This window comes from Tardiphaga sp. P9-11 (genome assembly GCF_008329525.1).
Taxonomy (GTDB): domain Bacteria; phylum Pseudomonadota; class Alphaproteobacteria; order Rhizobiales; family Xanthobacteraceae; genus Tardiphaga.
In genome coordinates this window covers 1-15016 of record NZ_NPKQ01000021.1, presented here as the reverse complement: position 1 = coordinate 15016, position 15016 = coordinate 1, and the positions used below count along the sequence as shown (strand labels likewise).

Below are 15016 nucleotides of genomic sequence, written 5' to 3'. Positions count from 1 at the left end.
CTTACCAATATCGATGCCGATCGAGGCGAGGGGCGCAATGGTCGTATCCATGGGCTGCTTCTCCGGTTGAAACGCAGCAGTCTAGGCCGACTGCCGCGCGGGGGAAGCAGCCGGTCCATCCCATTAGCGGACTGTCGCAGTACAGCGAAACGCTTGAAAGTTGAGGATTGACGACCTTTTCGCATACGAGATAGGTAACTTGACTAATTACTGTGTCAACGCGCGTGTCCATGACGCATGGAGGCCTTTCGAAAGCCAGTGCGATGAAAACGCTACGTGCGGCACCAAAAACTATTGCTCGAGATCCGCTTGCGACCAAGGCGCGGATACTAAACGCCGCGACAAAAGAGTTCGCATCGCGAGGATACGATGGTGCCAGGGTGGGAGCGGTCGTAAAGCGAGCGCGCTGCAATATCAATCTCGTCTATCACTACTTTGGCAACAAGGAAAAACTATTTATCGCCGTGATGGAACGGGCCTATGCGGATATTCGCGCGCATCACAAGGACATGGAGCTGCGCAACGCCGATCCCGAAGACGCGATGCGTGGTCTGATTGTCTCGACGTTCCGGATGTTCGTCGATTCGCCGGAGGCGATCGGTCTCCTTGTCTCGGAAAACATGCACCGCGCCCGACACATCAAGAATTCACTGTTGATTGTCAGTATGTATGATGCGTTGCTGGATTTCATCCGGGAAACGCTCGACCGCGGCGTTGCCAAGGGCGTGTTTCGTCGCGGCGTCGACGCCACCGATTTGTTTATCTCGATCAATGCCGAAGGTTATTTTTACCTTTCGAACCGGCATACGCTCGGCGTCATTCTGCATCAAGATTTCATGACCGAAGAACGGCTTCGCCAGCGCGAGACGTTCATCACCGACGTCATCATGGGCTTTCTTCGTCCTTAAAAGGTTCGTCGCAGCGGCACGTCTGGGCAAAGTTGCGCGGCATTCGTGCCTTGACACCTCCGCGGCCAATTACTAAGTGTTCGCTTAATTAAAAACGGAGGAAACAGAATGACCGAGTTCCTGCAGTCGCATGATCTTCCCGCTACCATTGCGACCGAAGAAATTCTGGAAGAGCTGCTGTCGCGGCCACCGGTATGGCTTGGCAGGTTGCTCGCCGATGCGCCGGGCGACATCATGGTGCTCGGCGTCGGCGGCAAGGTCGGCCCTACGCTGGCGCGCATGGCAAAGCGCGCGGCGCCCGATAAGCGGGTGATCGGCGTCGCGCGATTTTCCGAGCCTGGCCTTCGCGAACGACTCGATAGCTGGGGTATCGAGACGATTTCGTGCGATCTTCTCAACCGCGAAGCGCTCGCTGCGCTGCCAGATACGTCGAATATCATCTACATGGCCGGCAAGAAGTTCGGTACCGACGTCGATCCAAGCTTTTCCTGGGCAATGAATACGCACGTACCGGCGATGGTCGCTGAGCGCTTTCACAAATCGCGTATTGTTGCCTTCTCCACGCTGTGCGTCTATCCGTTTGCGCCAATCAGCGGCGGCGGATGGGACGAAAGCGTCCAGCCCGGCACGGTCGGCGATTATCCGACGAGCTGCACGGGACGCGAGCGGATGTTCTCGTACTTTTCCCGCCAGCACAAAACGCCCGGCCGCCTTATCCGGCTCAACTACGCCATCGATATGCGTTACGGCGTGCTGCACGATATCGCCCGTTGGGTGCTGGATGGCAGGGCGATCCCGATTGGCACCGCCTATGCTTCGGTAATCTGGCAGGGTGACAGCAACGCGCAGATTCTCGGCGCGCTGGCGCATGTCACGACGCCGACGACGCCCCTGAATGTCGGCGGGCCCGAGCATATGAGCGTGCGCATGGCGGCCGAAGAGTTTGGCCGGATATTCGGACGCAAGCCGGTCTATGAAGGCGAGGAAGCCCAGACCGGCTGGTACAACAGCACGCTGGCTGCCCAGCGCTTGTATGGCTATCCGACGGTGCCGCTGGCCCGCATGATCGATTGGGTCGCCGACTGGATGCAGCGCGACATGCCGTCTCACGACAAGCCGACCCATTACGAGGAGCGGGAAGGGCAGTTCTGATCTGACCTAGACACCGGATGCGCATCGGCGAAGGTCGATGCGCATCCGCTTCTCTGATTCTGGAAATCGAACATGAGCACAACAACCGCGCCGGGCCTCGGCCTGATGGCCTTCTGGTCGGACATCGATCGGGATTATGTGCTGCGCTATCAGCAGTGGCACAATTGCGAACACATTCCCGAGCGCGTCGGCATTCCCGGCTTTCGCGAGGGACGGCGGTATCGCGCGATGAGCGATGCGCCGCATTTCCTGATGTTCTACGAAACCGACGCCACCAGCGTGCTGGCTTCCGACGCCTACATGGCCGCGTTGAACGCGCCGACGGACTGGACGCGGGAGGCGCTGACCCACTTCCGGAACCCGGTGCGCAGCATCTATTCGCGCCTTGCCGAAGTCGGTGATGCCGGCCAGCTCGCTGCGCCCTACATCACCGCGCTGCGGTTCGACCTGCCGGATGGCAGCGAAGGCGACTATGTCGGCGCCTGGATGCAGGCCGTTGGCCAGTGCCGCGGCGTTTTGCGGGCGCGGCTGTGGCGCGCGGATGCGGCGGTCAGCAATATCGCGACGTCGGAGCGGAAGATCTACGGCGGCGGACCTGGCAAGCAGGCCTATCTCATCATGATCGAACAGACGCTGCCGCCGGAGCGGCTTCCCGATCCGGTCGCCGCGGGAGATGCGGTGTGCTCCGCTCCACGCGGAGACGAAGAACGCAACACTTACTGGCTCGAGATCGCGCATCGCGTAGCCGACCACTCATAAAGTTCGGGAAATGATATGAAGCTTGTACGGTTCGGAAACGTCGGCGAGGAACAGCCGGGAATCATCGATAAGTCCGGCGCGGTTCGCAGCCTCGCGGGTGTTGTCAGCGATATCGACGGTGTCGCTGTCTCACCGGAGGGCTTGGCGAAGCTGGCGGCACTTGATCTAAGCAGCCTTCCGCTCGCGCCGCAGGGGGCGCGGATCGGCCCCTGCGTGGGCCGCGTCGGCAAGCTGGTCGGAATCGGTCTGAACTATTCCGACCACGCCGAGGAAGCCGGCCTGCCGGTTCCGACCGAGCCGATCGTCTTCCTGAAAGCGACAAGCTCGATCTCCGGTCCCTACGATCCCGTGGAGATTCCCGCGGATGCGGTGAAGACGGATTGGGAAGTCGAACTGGCTTTCGTGATCGGGACCCGGGCCAAGAACGTCTCCGAAGCCGACGCGCTCAAGCATGTCGCCGGCTATTGCATTCTCAACGATGTCTCCGAACGGGCATGGCAGATCGAACGTCAAGGCCAGTGGACCAAGGGCAAGAGCCACGACACGTTCTCGCCGATGGGTCCTTGGCTTGTCACTTCGGATGAGATCGCGGATTCCGGTAATCTCGGCATGCGTCTCGAGGTCAACAATGTCAGCCGACAGAACGGCTCTACGAAGACGATGATCTTTGGCGTGGCGCATCTCGTCAGCTATCTCAGCCGCTTCATGACGCTGCACCCCGGTGACGTCGTCACGACCGGAACGCCGCCTGGCGTGGGTCTCGGCATGAAGCCGCAGCTCTATCTGAAGGTCGGTGATGTGATGCGGCTCGAAATCGACGGTCTCGGACACCAGAAGCAGACTGTCGTGCTGGAAGGCGCGTAGCCCATGGCCGGTCAGGACGCAGCCTCGATCGGGCAGTTCGACTACATCGTCGTCGGCGCCGGATCTGGTGGCTGCGTCCTCGCCAACCGTCTAAGCGCGATTGCCGGCGCCCGCGTGCTTCTGCTAGAGGCGGGCGGCAGCGACAATCGGCTGTGGGTCCACATCCCCGTCGGCTATCTCTACACGATGGGCAACAGGGCGGTGGACTGGTGCTTCAAGACCGAGCCGGAGCCGGGACTGAACGGCCGCTCGCTGAATTATCCCCGCGGAAAAGTGCTCGGCGGCTGCTCGTCGATCAACGGCATGATCTATATGCGCGGCCAGGCGCGCGACTATGACGTCTGGCGCCAGATGGGCAATGCCGGATGGGGCTGGGACGATGTCCTGCCGTACTTCCTGAAGTCCGAACGGCACTATGGTCCTGCGGACGAGCATCATAGCATTGGCGGCGAATTGCGCGTCGAGGAGCAGCGCCTGCACTGGCCGGTGCTCGACGCCGTGCGCGAAGCCGCGGCCGAACTCGGCATCGCGCCGACCAGTGATTTCAATCGCGGCGACAATGAAGGCGCGGGCTATTTCGCGGTGAACCAGCGCGGCGGCGTGCGCTGGAATGCGCGTAAGGCGTTTCTCGATCCCGTGAAGCACCGCAAGAATTTGCGCATCGAGACCCATGCCGAGGTCGAGCGCATCGATATCGTGGACGGCCGGGCGACCGGAATCGTCTATCGCAAAGGCGGGCAATCGTTCCGCGCCGAAGTGACCGGCGAAATCGTGCTGGCCGCCGGCGCCATCGGTACGCCGAAACTGCTCGAACTCTCGGGCATAGGCTCCGGCGAAGTGCTGTCGCAGCACGGTATCGCGGTGAAGCGCGAGCTTCCCGGCGTCGGCGAAAACCTGCAGGACCACCTTCAGATCCGCACGGTGTTCGGCATCACCGGCGCGAAGACGCTGAACGACATGACGGCCGGGTGGACCGGGAAGCTGCGGATCGCGGCGCAATACGCCCTGCGGCGCAGCGGTCCGATGGCGATGGCGCCGAGCCAGCTCGGAATCTTCACGCGATCGTCGCCCGACTACGAAAGCGCCAACATCGAATATCACGTCCAGCCGCTGTCGCTGGAAGCCTTCGGCCAGCCGCTGCATCGGTTTCCCGCGCTGACGGTCTCTGTGTGCAACCTGCGGCCGGAAAGCCGCGGCACCTCGCATATTCGCAGCGCCGCGTCTGGTGATGCGCCAAAAATCCAGCCGAACTACCTGTCGACCGCAACCGACCGGATCGTCGCCGTCGACAGCATTCGGCATGCGCGCAGGCTGATGGCCACCAGGCGCCTGCAGGAGTACCGGCCGGAAGAACTGAAGCCCGGCCAGTCGGTGATGACCGAGGATCAGCTCGCGCACGCCGCCGGCGACATCGCCACAACGATCTTCCATCCGGTTGCAACCGCGCGCATGGGGCAGGATCCGATGGCCGTGGTCTCGTCCGATCTGCGGGTGCACGGCATCGATCGCCTGAGCATTGCGGATGCCTCCGTGATGCCGACGATCCCATCCGGCAATACGCACGCCGCCGTGACCATGATCGCAGAGAAAGCCGCAGACCTGATTCGCGCGCGGCGCGGAATCTAGTGACGAACTACGCTTGCGTAATTCCATCTGAAAAACGTCATCGCGCCCGATCGGCGCTTGACACCAGAAAGTATAACCGGCTTGATGTAACGACGTTACCTCTAGAAGGTAACGGCGATTTCTGGGAGGCTTTGATGCGGCCGGGTTCAGCCAATAGCTGCTACCGCTGTCTGTGGATCGCGCAACGCAATCAAGCGGTCGCATCGTTGGCTGGTGCCTCGCCGGTCGGCTTTTTAGCGTCATTTTGCACGGCATCGCGTCCGGAACGCCGGGAATCGGCCATGGAAGCGATCAACGCCGGCGCGAGCCGGTCGTGGTGCAATTGATATGGAGAAAGTTGTGATGGTCGGGACACCTGCCGATTCCAAGCGCGGCGCGACCAAGCCGGTGGAGACGACCGTGCTCGCCGTGGAGCGCGCGCTGGAAACAATCCAATTGCTCTCCGGCGCTTCCGATGGCCTGAGCCTGGCGGAAATCTCGCGCGAACTCATCGTCAACAAGGCGATTGCCTCGCGTCTGCTCGAGACGCTCGAACATGCCGGCTATGTCTGGCGTGATGATGTTGCGCAGCGCTATCATCTCACCTACCGGATCAGCAATCTCGGCCTGCGGCAGTTGCAGCAGTCGGGGCTGCTCGGCCAATGCACCAGCGTTCTGGAAGACCTGGCGGAGCGCACGGGCGAACTCGTCCGTCTCTCGGTGGTGGAGCGGGGCGAGAAGATCACCTGGGTCTATGCCGTGGTCGGCACGCGCCGCACGCTGCGCATCGATCCGAACTTCAATTTCGAAGTCAGCCTGCACAGCCATGCGACCGGCAAGGCATGGCTGATGACCCTGCCGTTCGAACGCGCGGCCCAGTTGATCGACCAGGTTGGCATGGCGTCACTGACGCCGCACACCAATGTCGACTACGAGGTGCTGCGCAAGGAACTCGACATTTCCAGCCGGCGCGGCTTCGCCTCGACCTTCGAGGAAAACGAGATCGGCGTCGGCGCCGTCGCCGCTCCCATCATGGCTTCGCGGCTGTCCGGCGCCACCGAATGCGTCGGCGTGGTCTCGGTGGCCGCGCCCACCAACCGCATGACGCGCACGCAGGTCGAGGCCTGCGGCCCGCTGGCCGCGGAGGTCGCGTCCCGCCTCGCGCGGATGTGGCCGCTGGACGAACGCTCCCCCTTGCGACTTCAACGACCGGCATGACTGAGAGACAGGAGATCGACATGAGTAAATTTACCGACTACGTGCCCCATGGCGTCATCCCCGCGGTGCTGCTGCCATTCCACGACGATTTTTCGATCGACGAAAACAGCTTCCGCAGCCATCTGCGCGATATCGCAGCCGTTGAGGGCCTGTCGGCCGTAACGGTCAACGCGCATTCGACCGAGGTCGCCTCGTGCACCGCGGAAGAGCAGAGCCGTGTTCTCGAAACCACCATGGACGAAATCGGCGGCCGCCTGCCAATCGTTCATGGCGTATGGGCCGACGGCAGCCTCGAGGCTGCCCGGATCGCGAAGCGCGCGCAGGCAGGCGGGGCGTCCGCCCTACTGGTGTTTCCGCCGGCCCCGTTCACGCTCGGCCAGAATGCCGATATGGCCGTCGCCCACTTCAAGACGATCGCGTCGGCTTCCGATCTGCCGATCATCTTGTTCCAGTATCCGCTGGCGACCGGGCAGGGCTATCCGATGGCGACGCTGACGCGGTTGCTCGACGAGATCCCGAACATTCGCGCAATCAAGGACTGGACCCAGAACGTCCAGCAGCACGAAAACCAGGTGCGCGTGCTGCAATCACGCAGCCGGCCGGTCAACGTGCTGTCCACCAACAGCGCCTGGCTGCTCAGCTCGCTGGTGCTCGGCTGCACCGGATTGCTGTCGGGCAGCGGCAGCGTGATCGCCGACCTGCAGGCGCAGTTGTTCCGCGCCGTCAACGCCAACGACCTCGTCGAGGCACGCCGCATTAACGACCGGATCCATCCGATGGCCAGCATGTTCTACGCCGAGCCGTTTGTCGATATGCACAACCGGATGAAGGAAGCGCTTGTTCTTCTCGGGCGCCTGCCGCGGGCCGTCGTTCGTCCGCCGCTGGTGAAGATCAAGGAGCCGGAAATCGCCCGTATTCGAGAAGCCCTGATTGCGGCGGGACTGCTGGATGCGTCCGGCAAACGGCGCGAAGCCGCCTAGTTTTCAAGAACGACGGTACGGCAGACAAAAGATCTGCTGGCCGAACTACCAAATCAAAAACAATTCATTGGGATAGGAAACGAAATGACACACAGAAAGTCTTTGCTCGCCGTTTTGGCGACGGCGACGCTGGCATCGGCCGGCATCGGACATGCGCAGGAGAAGCCGCCCGTCAAGATCGGCTTCGTGACAGAACTGACCGGCGCCTGGAGCTTCTTCGGCACCAGCTGCGTCGCCGGCCTGAAGATGGCGGAAAAGACGCTCAACCCTCCGGGCAAGCGTAAGATCGAATTCGTCATCGCCGACGACCAGACCAGCCCGGCGCAGGCCGTGGCGGCCTCGCGCAGCCTCGACGTGCAGGACAAGGTGCTCGCGCTGAGCGGCCCGACCAGCTCCGACACCGGCCTCGCGGTCTACGGCTATGCCGAGCAGAACAAGGTGCCGTTCGTGGTGCCGGTGGCGGCATTCCCGCAGCTCACCAAGCCCGGCACGCGCTACACCTTCCGGCTTGAGCCGGATGCGGTGGGCTGGGGCTATGCGATCTCCAAGTTCGTGGAGAAGCAGAAGCCGGGCGGCAAGATCGCGATGATCTATTCCGACTACGCGCTGATGCGCGCGATCACGGCGGGCATCAAATATCAGGCGCCGCGGTCCGGTCTCAAGATCGTCGCCGATATCGCCTTCCCGCAAGGGTCCAACGACGCCACCGTGCAGGCGGCACAGATCCTTGCCGCCACGCCCGATTTTGTCATGGTGAGCGGCGCAGGCGGTTTCGACAATACGATCACCAACCAGCTGCTCGACCTCGGCATCAAGCCGGAGCAGATCATCCATCCGTTCGGCATCACCACGCAAGTGATGAACTGGGGCAAGCGCAGCGTCGGATCGTATTACGGCACATTCTTTGACTCCAACCTCGATTCGCTGACGCCGGAAGGCAAGACCTTCGTCGAGGAATTCACGGCGCAGTACGATCGTCCGCCGTCCTATGGTGAGAACTTCTGCTACGTCACCGCCAACGTCATTCGTGAAGTGATCGACGCCAATCCGGAAGCCGCCGACGACCGCGAGAAGTTCCGCGATGCGATGTCGGCATTGAAGACCAAGGAAAAGACCTCCGGCATTCCGATCGAGTTCGACAAGAACGGCGCGCGTATGGAGTACATGTACTTCCTGCAGATGAAGGAAGTGACGGCCAAGACCTACAAGGCCAAGCAGGCCTTCTACATCGAATGGGATCCGGAAGTCATCCCGGTCTACACGCTGGTCAAGTGATATCCAGGGCCGCCGGATATCCGGCGGCCCGCTTCTCCCGGGAGTGGGCGCGTGTCTGACGCAAATCTGATTATCTTTCTTTCCACGATATCGACGGGCCTGATCCTGGGCTCGATCTTCGCGCTCGTCGCCGTCGGCGTGACGATCGTCTATGGCTCGATCTGGATGCCCAACGCCGCGAACGGACAGTTCTTCGTGCTGGCCGCATTGCTCGGCTGGACCATGACGGTGAGCTGGGGGATTCATCCGGCCATCGCCGCAATCCTCGTCATCGGCGTGAGCGTGCCATTATCCTACGGGCTGGAATACATTCTGGTGCGCCGGTTCTACGACGTGCCCAATCGCAACATTTCCTACTTCGTGCTCAGCCTCGGCATCACGCAGATTCTGACCGGCATCTTCGCGGCCACCTATGGGCGCTGGAGCGATCAGTTCCAGTTGCCGCCGCTGGTCAGCGGCATCACCTTCATCGGACCGCTGCCGGTCGCCAACAACCGCCTGATGGTGCTGGCACTGGCCCTGTCGATCCTGGCGGCGTTGTTTGCGCTGTTGCGCTATCACCGCTACGGCCGCGCCATCCGCGCGGTGTTCCAGAACCGTGACGCGGCGGCCCTGCGCGGCGTCAACGTTAAGGCCAGCTACAGCCTTTCCTTTGCGCTCGGCAATGCGGTGATCTTTGCCGGCGGCATCCTGTTCGCGCTCGCCTACAGCTTCGATCTCACGGTGGCGTGGACGATGTCGATCACCGCCTTTGCGATCATGATCATCGGTGGTCCCGGCTCGGTGCTGGGCGCGGTGATCGTCGGCATGGTGTTCGGCTTCACGCAGGCGGCGGTCTCCACGGTCGCGAGCCCGACCATTGCGGCATTTTCCTATCTCGGCGCGATGCTGTTGATCCTGCTCTTCAAACCATCGGGACTGTTCGCACGATGACGCCTGTCACAGAAAAAAAAGATCTTTCGCTCCTGGCGAAAGGGCATGGCTTGCCGCTGGCATGTTTCGCGGTGGTCGCCTTTGCGACGCCATTCCTGCTGTCGGGCAATCGCTATTTCGCCTTCGTCGCTGGCGTGACGATGATCCACATCCTGTGGGCCTCCGGCATGAACCTGTTGTACGGCTACACCGGGCTGATGCCGCTGATGTTCGCGGGCCTTGCCGGCATCAGCGCCTATACGGTCGTCGGCCTCACCGCGTCCGGCTGGTCGTTCTGGCTGGCGCTGCCGGTCGGAGCGCTTGCCGCGTCGATATCGGGAATTATACTCGGGCTACCGTCGCTTCGTCTTAAGGGCTTCTATTTCACGCTGTGTTCGCTGGTGATCCAGACCGTCGTGACGCTGGGCTTCATTTACTTCTCGGGCCTGACCAACGGCGACACCGGCATCTCGCAGATCCCGCTGCCTTCGATGGGCGGCGGTCAGCCGTTGTCCGGCCTCGCTTACGACCTCGTTCTGTCGGCGGCGGCGGTGATCGGCGTCATAGTTCTGATCGTCATCGTCAAGTCGACGCTGGGACGAAGGCTGATTGCCATTCGCGAGGATGACGAGCTCGCCGGCATGCTGGGGATCAACGTCACCGGCTACAAGATGATCGCTTTCTTCATCGGCTCGCTGTTTGCCGGCGTCGGCGGCGCGCTCTATGCGCCTTATATCGGCTTCATCTCGCCGCGCTCTTTTGACGTGCTGATCAGCATGAACATTTGGCTGATGGTCGCCTTCGGTGGTCGCGGCACGATCTGGGGGCCGGTGATCGGCGCCATCCTGCTCGCGCCGCTGTCGTTCCTGCTGCAGGAATACTACACGGTGAAGGACATCCTCTACGGCCTGCTCATCATCGCGGTCATCGTGCTGATGCCCGCCGGAATCGCCGGCGGCTTCCTGCGAAAGAAGAAAGAGTCGGCGCCGCCGCTCGACGTGCCGGCCACGCCCAGAGGTGCAAAATGAACGATATCCTGCTGGATGTGAAAGCGGTCTCGAAGCGCTTCGGCGGCGTCGCGGCGCTGAAGGGCATCGATCTCGTGCAGCACCGCGGTGAGACGCTGGGCATGATCGGGCCGAACGGCTCAGGAAAGACGACCTTCGTCAACGTGATCTCCGGCCATACCAAGCCGAACAGCGGCACGGTGTCGTTCGACGGCCGTTCGGTATCCGGAACCAACCCGTTCCAGATCGCCAAAGCCGGGCTGACGCGCACTTACCAGGCTGTCCGGGTGTTCGGCGAGTTGACGGTGCGCGAGAACGTCGCGACCGCACTGGTCGATGCGCGCGACGCGGCCTCTCAGGAAGCGGTGGCGGAAATCGCCGACTGGCTGCGCATCACCCATCGCTTCGACAAGCCTGCGGGGTCGCTGACGCTGATGGAGCAGCGGCAGGTCGAACTGCTGATGCGGCTGGTGCAGAAGCCGAAGCTGATGATGTTGGACGAGCCGGTCGGCGGCCTGTCGTCGGCCGAGGTGCGCACCATGATCGGCGTGCTGTCGGAGCTCAAGGGCCGCTGCACGATCTTCGTCATCGAGCACACCATGAAGGTGATCCGCGAACTCGCCGACAAGGTCGTCGTGCTGATGGCCGGCGAGAAGCTTGCAGAGGGGCCGCCGGCGCAAATCCTGGCGGACCAGCGCGTAATCGACAAATATCTCGGGACAGCAGATGCTTGAAATTGAAGATCTGACGGTACGTTACGGGCCGTTCCTCGCTGTCGATCATCTCGCGATGAGCGTCGGCGAAGGCGAAATCGTCGGAGTCGTGGGGCCGAACGGCGCCGGCAAGTCATCGATCGTCAAAGCGATCGGTGGACTGGTTGCGCCCAAATCCGGACGCCTGACCTTCGATGGCACCGATCTGCAATCCGTGCCGACGCACAAGCGGATCGAACTCGGCATCTCCATCGTGCCCGAGGGTCGTGGGCTGTTTCCGCGTATGTCGGTCGAGGAGAACCTCGTCATCGCCGGCGATCCGCTCAGCGATAGCAAGCGCACGCTGCGCAACATCGAACGCTGCTACGTGATGTTTCCAATCCTGAAGGAGCGGCGCTGGCAGGCGGCTGGCACGCTGTCCGGCGGTCAGCAGCAGATGGTCGCCGTGTCGATGGGCCTGATGTCGGACCCGCGCCTCCTGATACTCGACGAGCCCTCGCTCGGCCTCGCGCCGATCGTGATCGGTGAAATTGGCAAGGCGCTGAAATTGCTGGGCGCGGAGGGGTTGACCGTGGCGCTGTTCGAGCAGAACGCCAAGCTGACCTGTAATGTCGCGGAGCGGATCTATATTCTGGCCAGCGGCGCCGTCCGCCACCACGATAGGGCGGAAGACCTGCTCAACAATCCGGAAATCCTCGACCATCTCATGTAGCGCGCGGCATTACAGGCGAGACGGGCCATCGCGTGATCAATCGTGCTTGTCGGAAAGGTTTGGCTATGAAAATCGGTGTCGCGGGATTGGGGCGGATGGGTAGTGCGATTGCCCAGCGTTTGATCGAGGTCGGTCACGACGTCGCGGTCTGGAATCGCTCGGCGGAAAAAGCAAAGCCTCTGGCCGATCTCGGCGCCTTCGTCGCGAGTTCGCCAAATGATCTCGCGCAGCGCAGTGACGTGATCGTCACCATTCTCACCGATGCGGCGGCGATCGATCGCGTGTTCGACGGTCCCGACGGGTTGCTCGCCGGCCCGGTCGACGGCAGGCTGTTCATCGAAATGAGCACGGTGCAGTCCGCGGTGCAGAAGGCCGTGGCCGAGCGCGTGGCCGCGCGGGGGGCTGCCTTTCTCGAATGTCCCGTGGGCGGCACCGTGGGTCCCGCGCTGAGCGGCAAGCTACTCGGCTTTGCCGGCGGCGCGCAGACCGATTTCGAGCGGGCCAAGCCTGTCCTCGGCCAGCTCTGCCGCCGGGTCGAATGGATGGGGCCGGTTGGCGCGGGATCGAGCATGAAGCTGGCGGTGAACCTGCCGCTGGCCGTGTTTTGGCAGAGTTTTGGCGAGGCCTATGCGCTCTGTCGTCATCTCGGCCGCGATCCCGCTTGGCTGGTCGAGTTCTTTACCGAAACCTCCGGCGCGCCCAATGTGCTGCGCGCGCGTGGATTGGCCGTGGCGAATGCGCTGCAATTGAAGGACCCGGGCTCCGCGACCTTCGACTGCGACTCCATCCGCAAGGACTTGCGAACCATGGTCGCCGAGGCCCAGAATCTCGGCTTCGAACTGCCTCTGGCGCATCAGACCCTCGCAGTATTCGACCGGGCGAGCGGTGAGGGGTGGGGCGGCCGCGACTGCACCGAACTTCCGGCGTACTGGTCGGCCGCGCACCCAACCTGAACGAACAGTCGCACGGAGTAACGCGATGAAGCCTATTCCCACGATCGACGGACACCACCATATCTGGCGGCTGCAGGACTTGAGCTGGCTGTCCGGGCCACAGGTGCCTCGCATCTTCGGGCCGTATGAGCCAATCTGTCGGGACTACAAGATCGACGAATATCGCGCCGACATCGCTGAATGTAACGTCGTCAAGTCGATCTACGTACAGACCAACTGGCCCGCCGGGCAGAGTTTGGACGAGGCTCGCTGGGTACAGTCGGTCGCGGACGCCACCGGATGGCCGCACGCCAATGTCGCTTATGCCGATCTCGCCGACCCTGATGTCGGCGAACTGCTGAAGCAGCTGAAGATCCTGCCTGCAACCCGCGGCATCCGGCAACAGCTGCACTGGCACAAAAACCCACAATACAGTTTCGCGCCGCGCCCGGATGTCATGAACGACAGCGATTGGCAGCGCGGCCTCAGGCTGGCGACGGATCTGGGTTTGCTGTTCGAACTTCAGGTCTTCACCGACCAGATGGCGGACAGCGCCCGGCTCGCCAGGGCTTTTCCCAATACGACATTCGTCCTGGAACACGCTGGCATGCTGGAAGACACATCGCCGGCCGGCTGGCAGAAATGGCGAGAGGGCATGGCGGCGTTGGCGGATTGCGGCAACGTCAACGTTAAGCTGTCGGGCTTGGGCACCTTTGACCACGCCTATCGCTTCGAGACGGTGGCGCCAATCATCGCAGAGACCGTCGCCATGTTCGGATCGGATCGCTGTCTGTTCGGAAGCAATTTCCCGATCGAGAAACTCTGGACCGATTTCAGGGCTCTTTATGCCACTTTCCGCAAGGCAATTGAGCAAATGACGGAGGTGGTACAGCACGACGTGCTCTACAATACCGCAGCGCGCTTGTACCGCATCTGACGGGTCGTGCATTGAACCTCGCAGTTTGTTGCTCGCGAGCGCGCTTGTCGTCTTTAATCATCCCGGTATCGCTCGTCCCGACCTGCCGCTCCCAAGTCCACTTTCTTAATAACGCTTGAAAGGTTTTCACGTGAAGATCGTCGATCTCAGCCGCGAATTGCACCACCGGGCCCCGACATATCCGGGGCACCCGCCCATCCTGCATGGCGTCTGGAAGAGCCACGCGGAATCATTTGCTGACTCTGGCGGCGTTTACGGGCTCGCCTCGATGTTCATCTCAATGCCGGACCATGCGGGGACGCACATCGATGCACCCAGCCATTTCGGCGAGGGGGGAATTCCGATCAACGAATATCCCTTGGAAAAGTGTATCGTGCCGGGAATTTGCATCGACCTGCGCCACATCGCGCCGCGGGCGGAGATGACGCCATCTGATCTTGAAGCGGCAGTGAAACGGAGCGGCGTAGACGTGCCGAGAGGAGGGACTGTTCTTCTGTGCACCGGCCACCACGAACGCACCTTTCCGAAACAGGCCTACGCGACGGAAAATTCCGGCGTCAACGTTGCTGCAACCGAATGGCTGGCCGACAAGGGAGTGGTGCATTTCGGCATCGACTCAATGCGACCCGGGCCGATGAGTGACGTAAACCTCCTAGTTCACAAGGCCTGCCTGGACCGAGACATTACGCATATCGAAAGCCTGTGCAATCTGGAAGCGCTGCTAGGCGAGGGGCAATTCACCTTCATAGGACTGCCGATGAAGTGGCGTGGCGGAACGGCGTCCCCGATCCGGGCGGTAGCTGTTTTCGATCAAAAATAAGATGCGAGCAGGCCTGCCGCCAGACCGGAAAGCGGGCGTTTGGTACCGCTTTAAAAAGCCGCGGTGCCGTTCGAGTTAATGGCGGCTATTGGCGCAATGTATGGACCGGCTGCTGATCGCAAGTGAGATTATGCTTAGATAGCGGAAGTCGCTGATATGTATCCGGCCTGTTGATCGGCTCGCGGGCCGTGGCCTTGATGGGGATACGCACGCGCCTTTGGC

At 62.0% G+C, this 15016-nt stretch carries 15 protein-coding genes; all 15 read left to right on the top strand.

Going from position 1 to position 15016, the window contains the following annotated elements:
- Positions 1–230 precede the first annotated feature (230 nt).
- The 15 genes from CIW50_RS28770 to CIW50_RS28695 all read left to right on the top strand — a co-directional run bounded on the left by CIW50_RS28770 (position 231) and on the right by CIW50_RS28695 (position 14794).
- Complete coding sequence (locus tag CIW50_RS28770) at positions 231–908, top strand: TetR/AcrR family transcriptional regulator (RefSeq protein WP_246664509.1); 678 nt, start codon at positions 231–233, stop codon at positions 906–908.
- 108 nt (positions 909–1016) lie between these two features.
- Positions 1017–2060, top strand: a complete 1044-nt coding sequence (locus CIW50_RS28765; protein WP_149534573.1) for an NAD-dependent epimerase/dehydratase family protein — start codon at positions 1017–1019, stop codon at positions 2058–2060.
- A 72-nt stretch (positions 2061–2132) separates the two neighbouring features.
- Positions 2133–2819, top strand: coding sequence for a DUF4286 family protein (locus CIW50_RS28760; protein WP_149534572.1), 687 nt, complete (start codon positions 2133–2135; stop codon positions 2817–2819).
- A gap of 15 nt (positions 2820–2834) precedes the next feature.
- Positions 2835–3683: a fumarylacetoacetate hydrolase family protein gene (locus CIW50_RS28755; protein ID WP_149534571.1), complete on the top strand. Its 849-nt coding sequence runs from the start codon at positions 2835–2837 to the stop codon at positions 3681–3683.
- A 3-nt stretch (positions 3684–3686) separates the two neighbouring features.
- A complete protein-coding gene (locus CIW50_RS28750) occupies positions 3687–5309 on the top strand; it encodes a GMC family oxidoreductase (protein ID WP_149534570.1) in 1623 nt (540 codons plus the stop codon).
- Between the two features lie 342 nt (positions 5310–5651).
- Positions 5652–6506, top strand: coding sequence for an IclR family transcriptional regulator (locus tag CIW50_RS28740; RefSeq protein WP_172980516.1), 855 nt, complete (start codon positions 5652–5654; stop codon positions 6504–6506).
- Between the two features lie 20 nt (positions 6507–6526).
- Positions 6527–7486 carry a dihydrodipicolinate synthase family protein gene (locus CIW50_RS28735; protein WP_149534567.1) on the top strand — a complete coding sequence of 320 codons (960 nt, stop codon included), beginning with the start codon at positions 6527–6529 and terminating at the stop codon, positions 7484–7486.
- 84 nt (positions 7487–7570) lie between these two features.
- Complete coding sequence (locus CIW50_RS28730; RefSeq protein ID WP_149534566.1) at positions 7571–8761, top strand: ABC transporter substrate-binding protein; 1191 nt, start codon at positions 7571–7573, stop codon at positions 8759–8761.
- A gap of 51 nt (positions 8762–8812) precedes the next feature.
- Entirely contained in the window at positions 8813–9694 is an 882-nt protein-coding gene (locus CIW50_RS28725; RefSeq protein ID WP_172980515.1) for a branched-chain amino acid ABC transporter permease, read from the top strand.
- On the top strand, positions 9691–10701 hold the full coding sequence (locus tag CIW50_RS28720; protein WP_149534564.1) for a branched-chain amino acid ABC transporter permease: 1011 nt from the start codon (positions 9691–9693) through the stop codon (positions 10699–10701). Before CIW50_RS28725 ends, CIW50_RS28720 begins: the two co-directional genes overlap by 4 nt.
- Positions 10698–11414, top strand: coding sequence for an ABC transporter ATP-binding protein (locus tag CIW50_RS28715; RefSeq protein WP_149534575.1), 717 nt, complete (start codon positions 10698–10700; stop codon positions 11412–11414). The genes CIW50_RS28720 and CIW50_RS28715 overlap by 4 nt, the downstream gene beginning before the upstream one ends.
- Positions 11407–12105 carry an ABC transporter ATP-binding protein gene (locus tag CIW50_RS28710; protein WP_149534563.1) on the top strand — a complete coding sequence of 233 codons (699 nt, stop codon included), beginning with the start codon at positions 11407–11409 and terminating at the stop codon, positions 12103–12105. The genes CIW50_RS28715 and CIW50_RS28710 overlap by 8 nt, the downstream gene beginning before the upstream one ends.
- Positions 12106–12170: 65 nt before the next feature.
- Entirely contained in the window at positions 12171–13058 is an 888-nt protein-coding gene (locus CIW50_RS28705) for an NAD(P)-dependent oxidoreductase (RefSeq protein WP_149534562.1), read from the top strand.
- 25 nt (positions 13059–13083) lie between these two features.
- Positions 13084–13974 (top strand): amidohydrolase family protein, encoded by an 891-nt coding sequence (locus CIW50_RS28700; RefSeq protein WP_149534561.1) that lies wholly within the window; start codon positions 13084–13086, stop codon positions 13972–13974.
- A 130-nt stretch (positions 13975–14104) separates the two neighbouring features.
- A complete protein-coding gene (locus CIW50_RS28695) occupies positions 14105–14794 on the top strand; it encodes a cyclase family protein (RefSeq protein WP_172980514.1) in 690 nt (229 codons plus the stop codon).
- The last annotated feature ends 222 nt before the right edge of the window (positions 14795–15016 follow it).

Excerpts from the sequence above, each read along its gene's own strand:
- CIW50_RS28770 (WP_246664509.1), top strand. The coding sequence starts at position 231 with ATGACGCATGGAGGCCTTTCGAAAGCCAGTGCGATGAAAACGCTACGT.
- CIW50_RS28765 (WP_149534573.1), top strand. The coding sequence starts at position 1,017 with ATGACCGAGTTCCTGCAGTCGCATGATCTTCCCGCTACCATTGCGACC.
- CIW50_RS28760 (WP_149534572.1), top strand. The coding sequence starts at position 2,133 with ATGAGCACAACAACCGCGCCGGGCCTCGGCCTGATGGCCTTCTGGTCG.
- CIW50_RS28755 (WP_149534571.1), top strand. The coding sequence starts at position 2,835 with ATGAAGCTTGTACGGTTCGGAAACGTCGGCGAGGAACAGCCGGGAATC.
- CIW50_RS28750 (WP_149534570.1), top strand. The coding sequence starts at position 3,687 with ATGGCCGGTCAGGACGCAGCCTCGATCGGGCAGTTCGACTACATCGTC.
- CIW50_RS28740 (WP_172980516.1), top strand. The coding sequence starts at position 5,652 with ATGGTCGGGACACCTGCCGATTCCAAGCGCGGCGCGACCAAGCCGGTG.
- CIW50_RS28735 (WP_149534567.1), top strand. The coding sequence starts at position 6,527 with ATGAGTAAATTTACCGACTACGTGCCCCATGGCGTCATCCCCGCGGTG.
- CIW50_RS28730 (WP_149534566.1), top strand. The coding sequence starts at position 7,571 with ATGACACACAGAAAGTCTTTGCTCGCCGTTTTGGCGACGGCGACGCTG.
- CIW50_RS28720 (WP_149534564.1), top strand. The coding sequence starts at position 9,691 with ATGACGCCTGTCACAGAAAAAAAAGATCTTTCGCTCCTGGCGAAAGGG.
- CIW50_RS28715 (WP_149534575.1), top strand. The coding sequence starts at position 10,698 with ATGAACGATATCCTGCTGGATGTGAAAGCGGTCTCGAAGCGCTTCGGC.
- CIW50_RS28710 (WP_149534563.1), top strand. The coding sequence starts at position 11,407 with ATGCTTGAAATTGAAGATCTGACGGTACGTTACGGGCCGTTCCTCGCT.
- CIW50_RS28705 (WP_149534562.1), top strand. The coding sequence starts at position 12,171 with ATGAAAATCGGTGTCGCGGGATTGGGGCGGATGGGTAGTGCGATTGCC.
- CIW50_RS28700 (WP_149534561.1), top strand. The coding sequence starts at position 13,084 with ATGAAGCCTATTCCCACGATCGACGGACACCACCATATCTGGCGGCTG.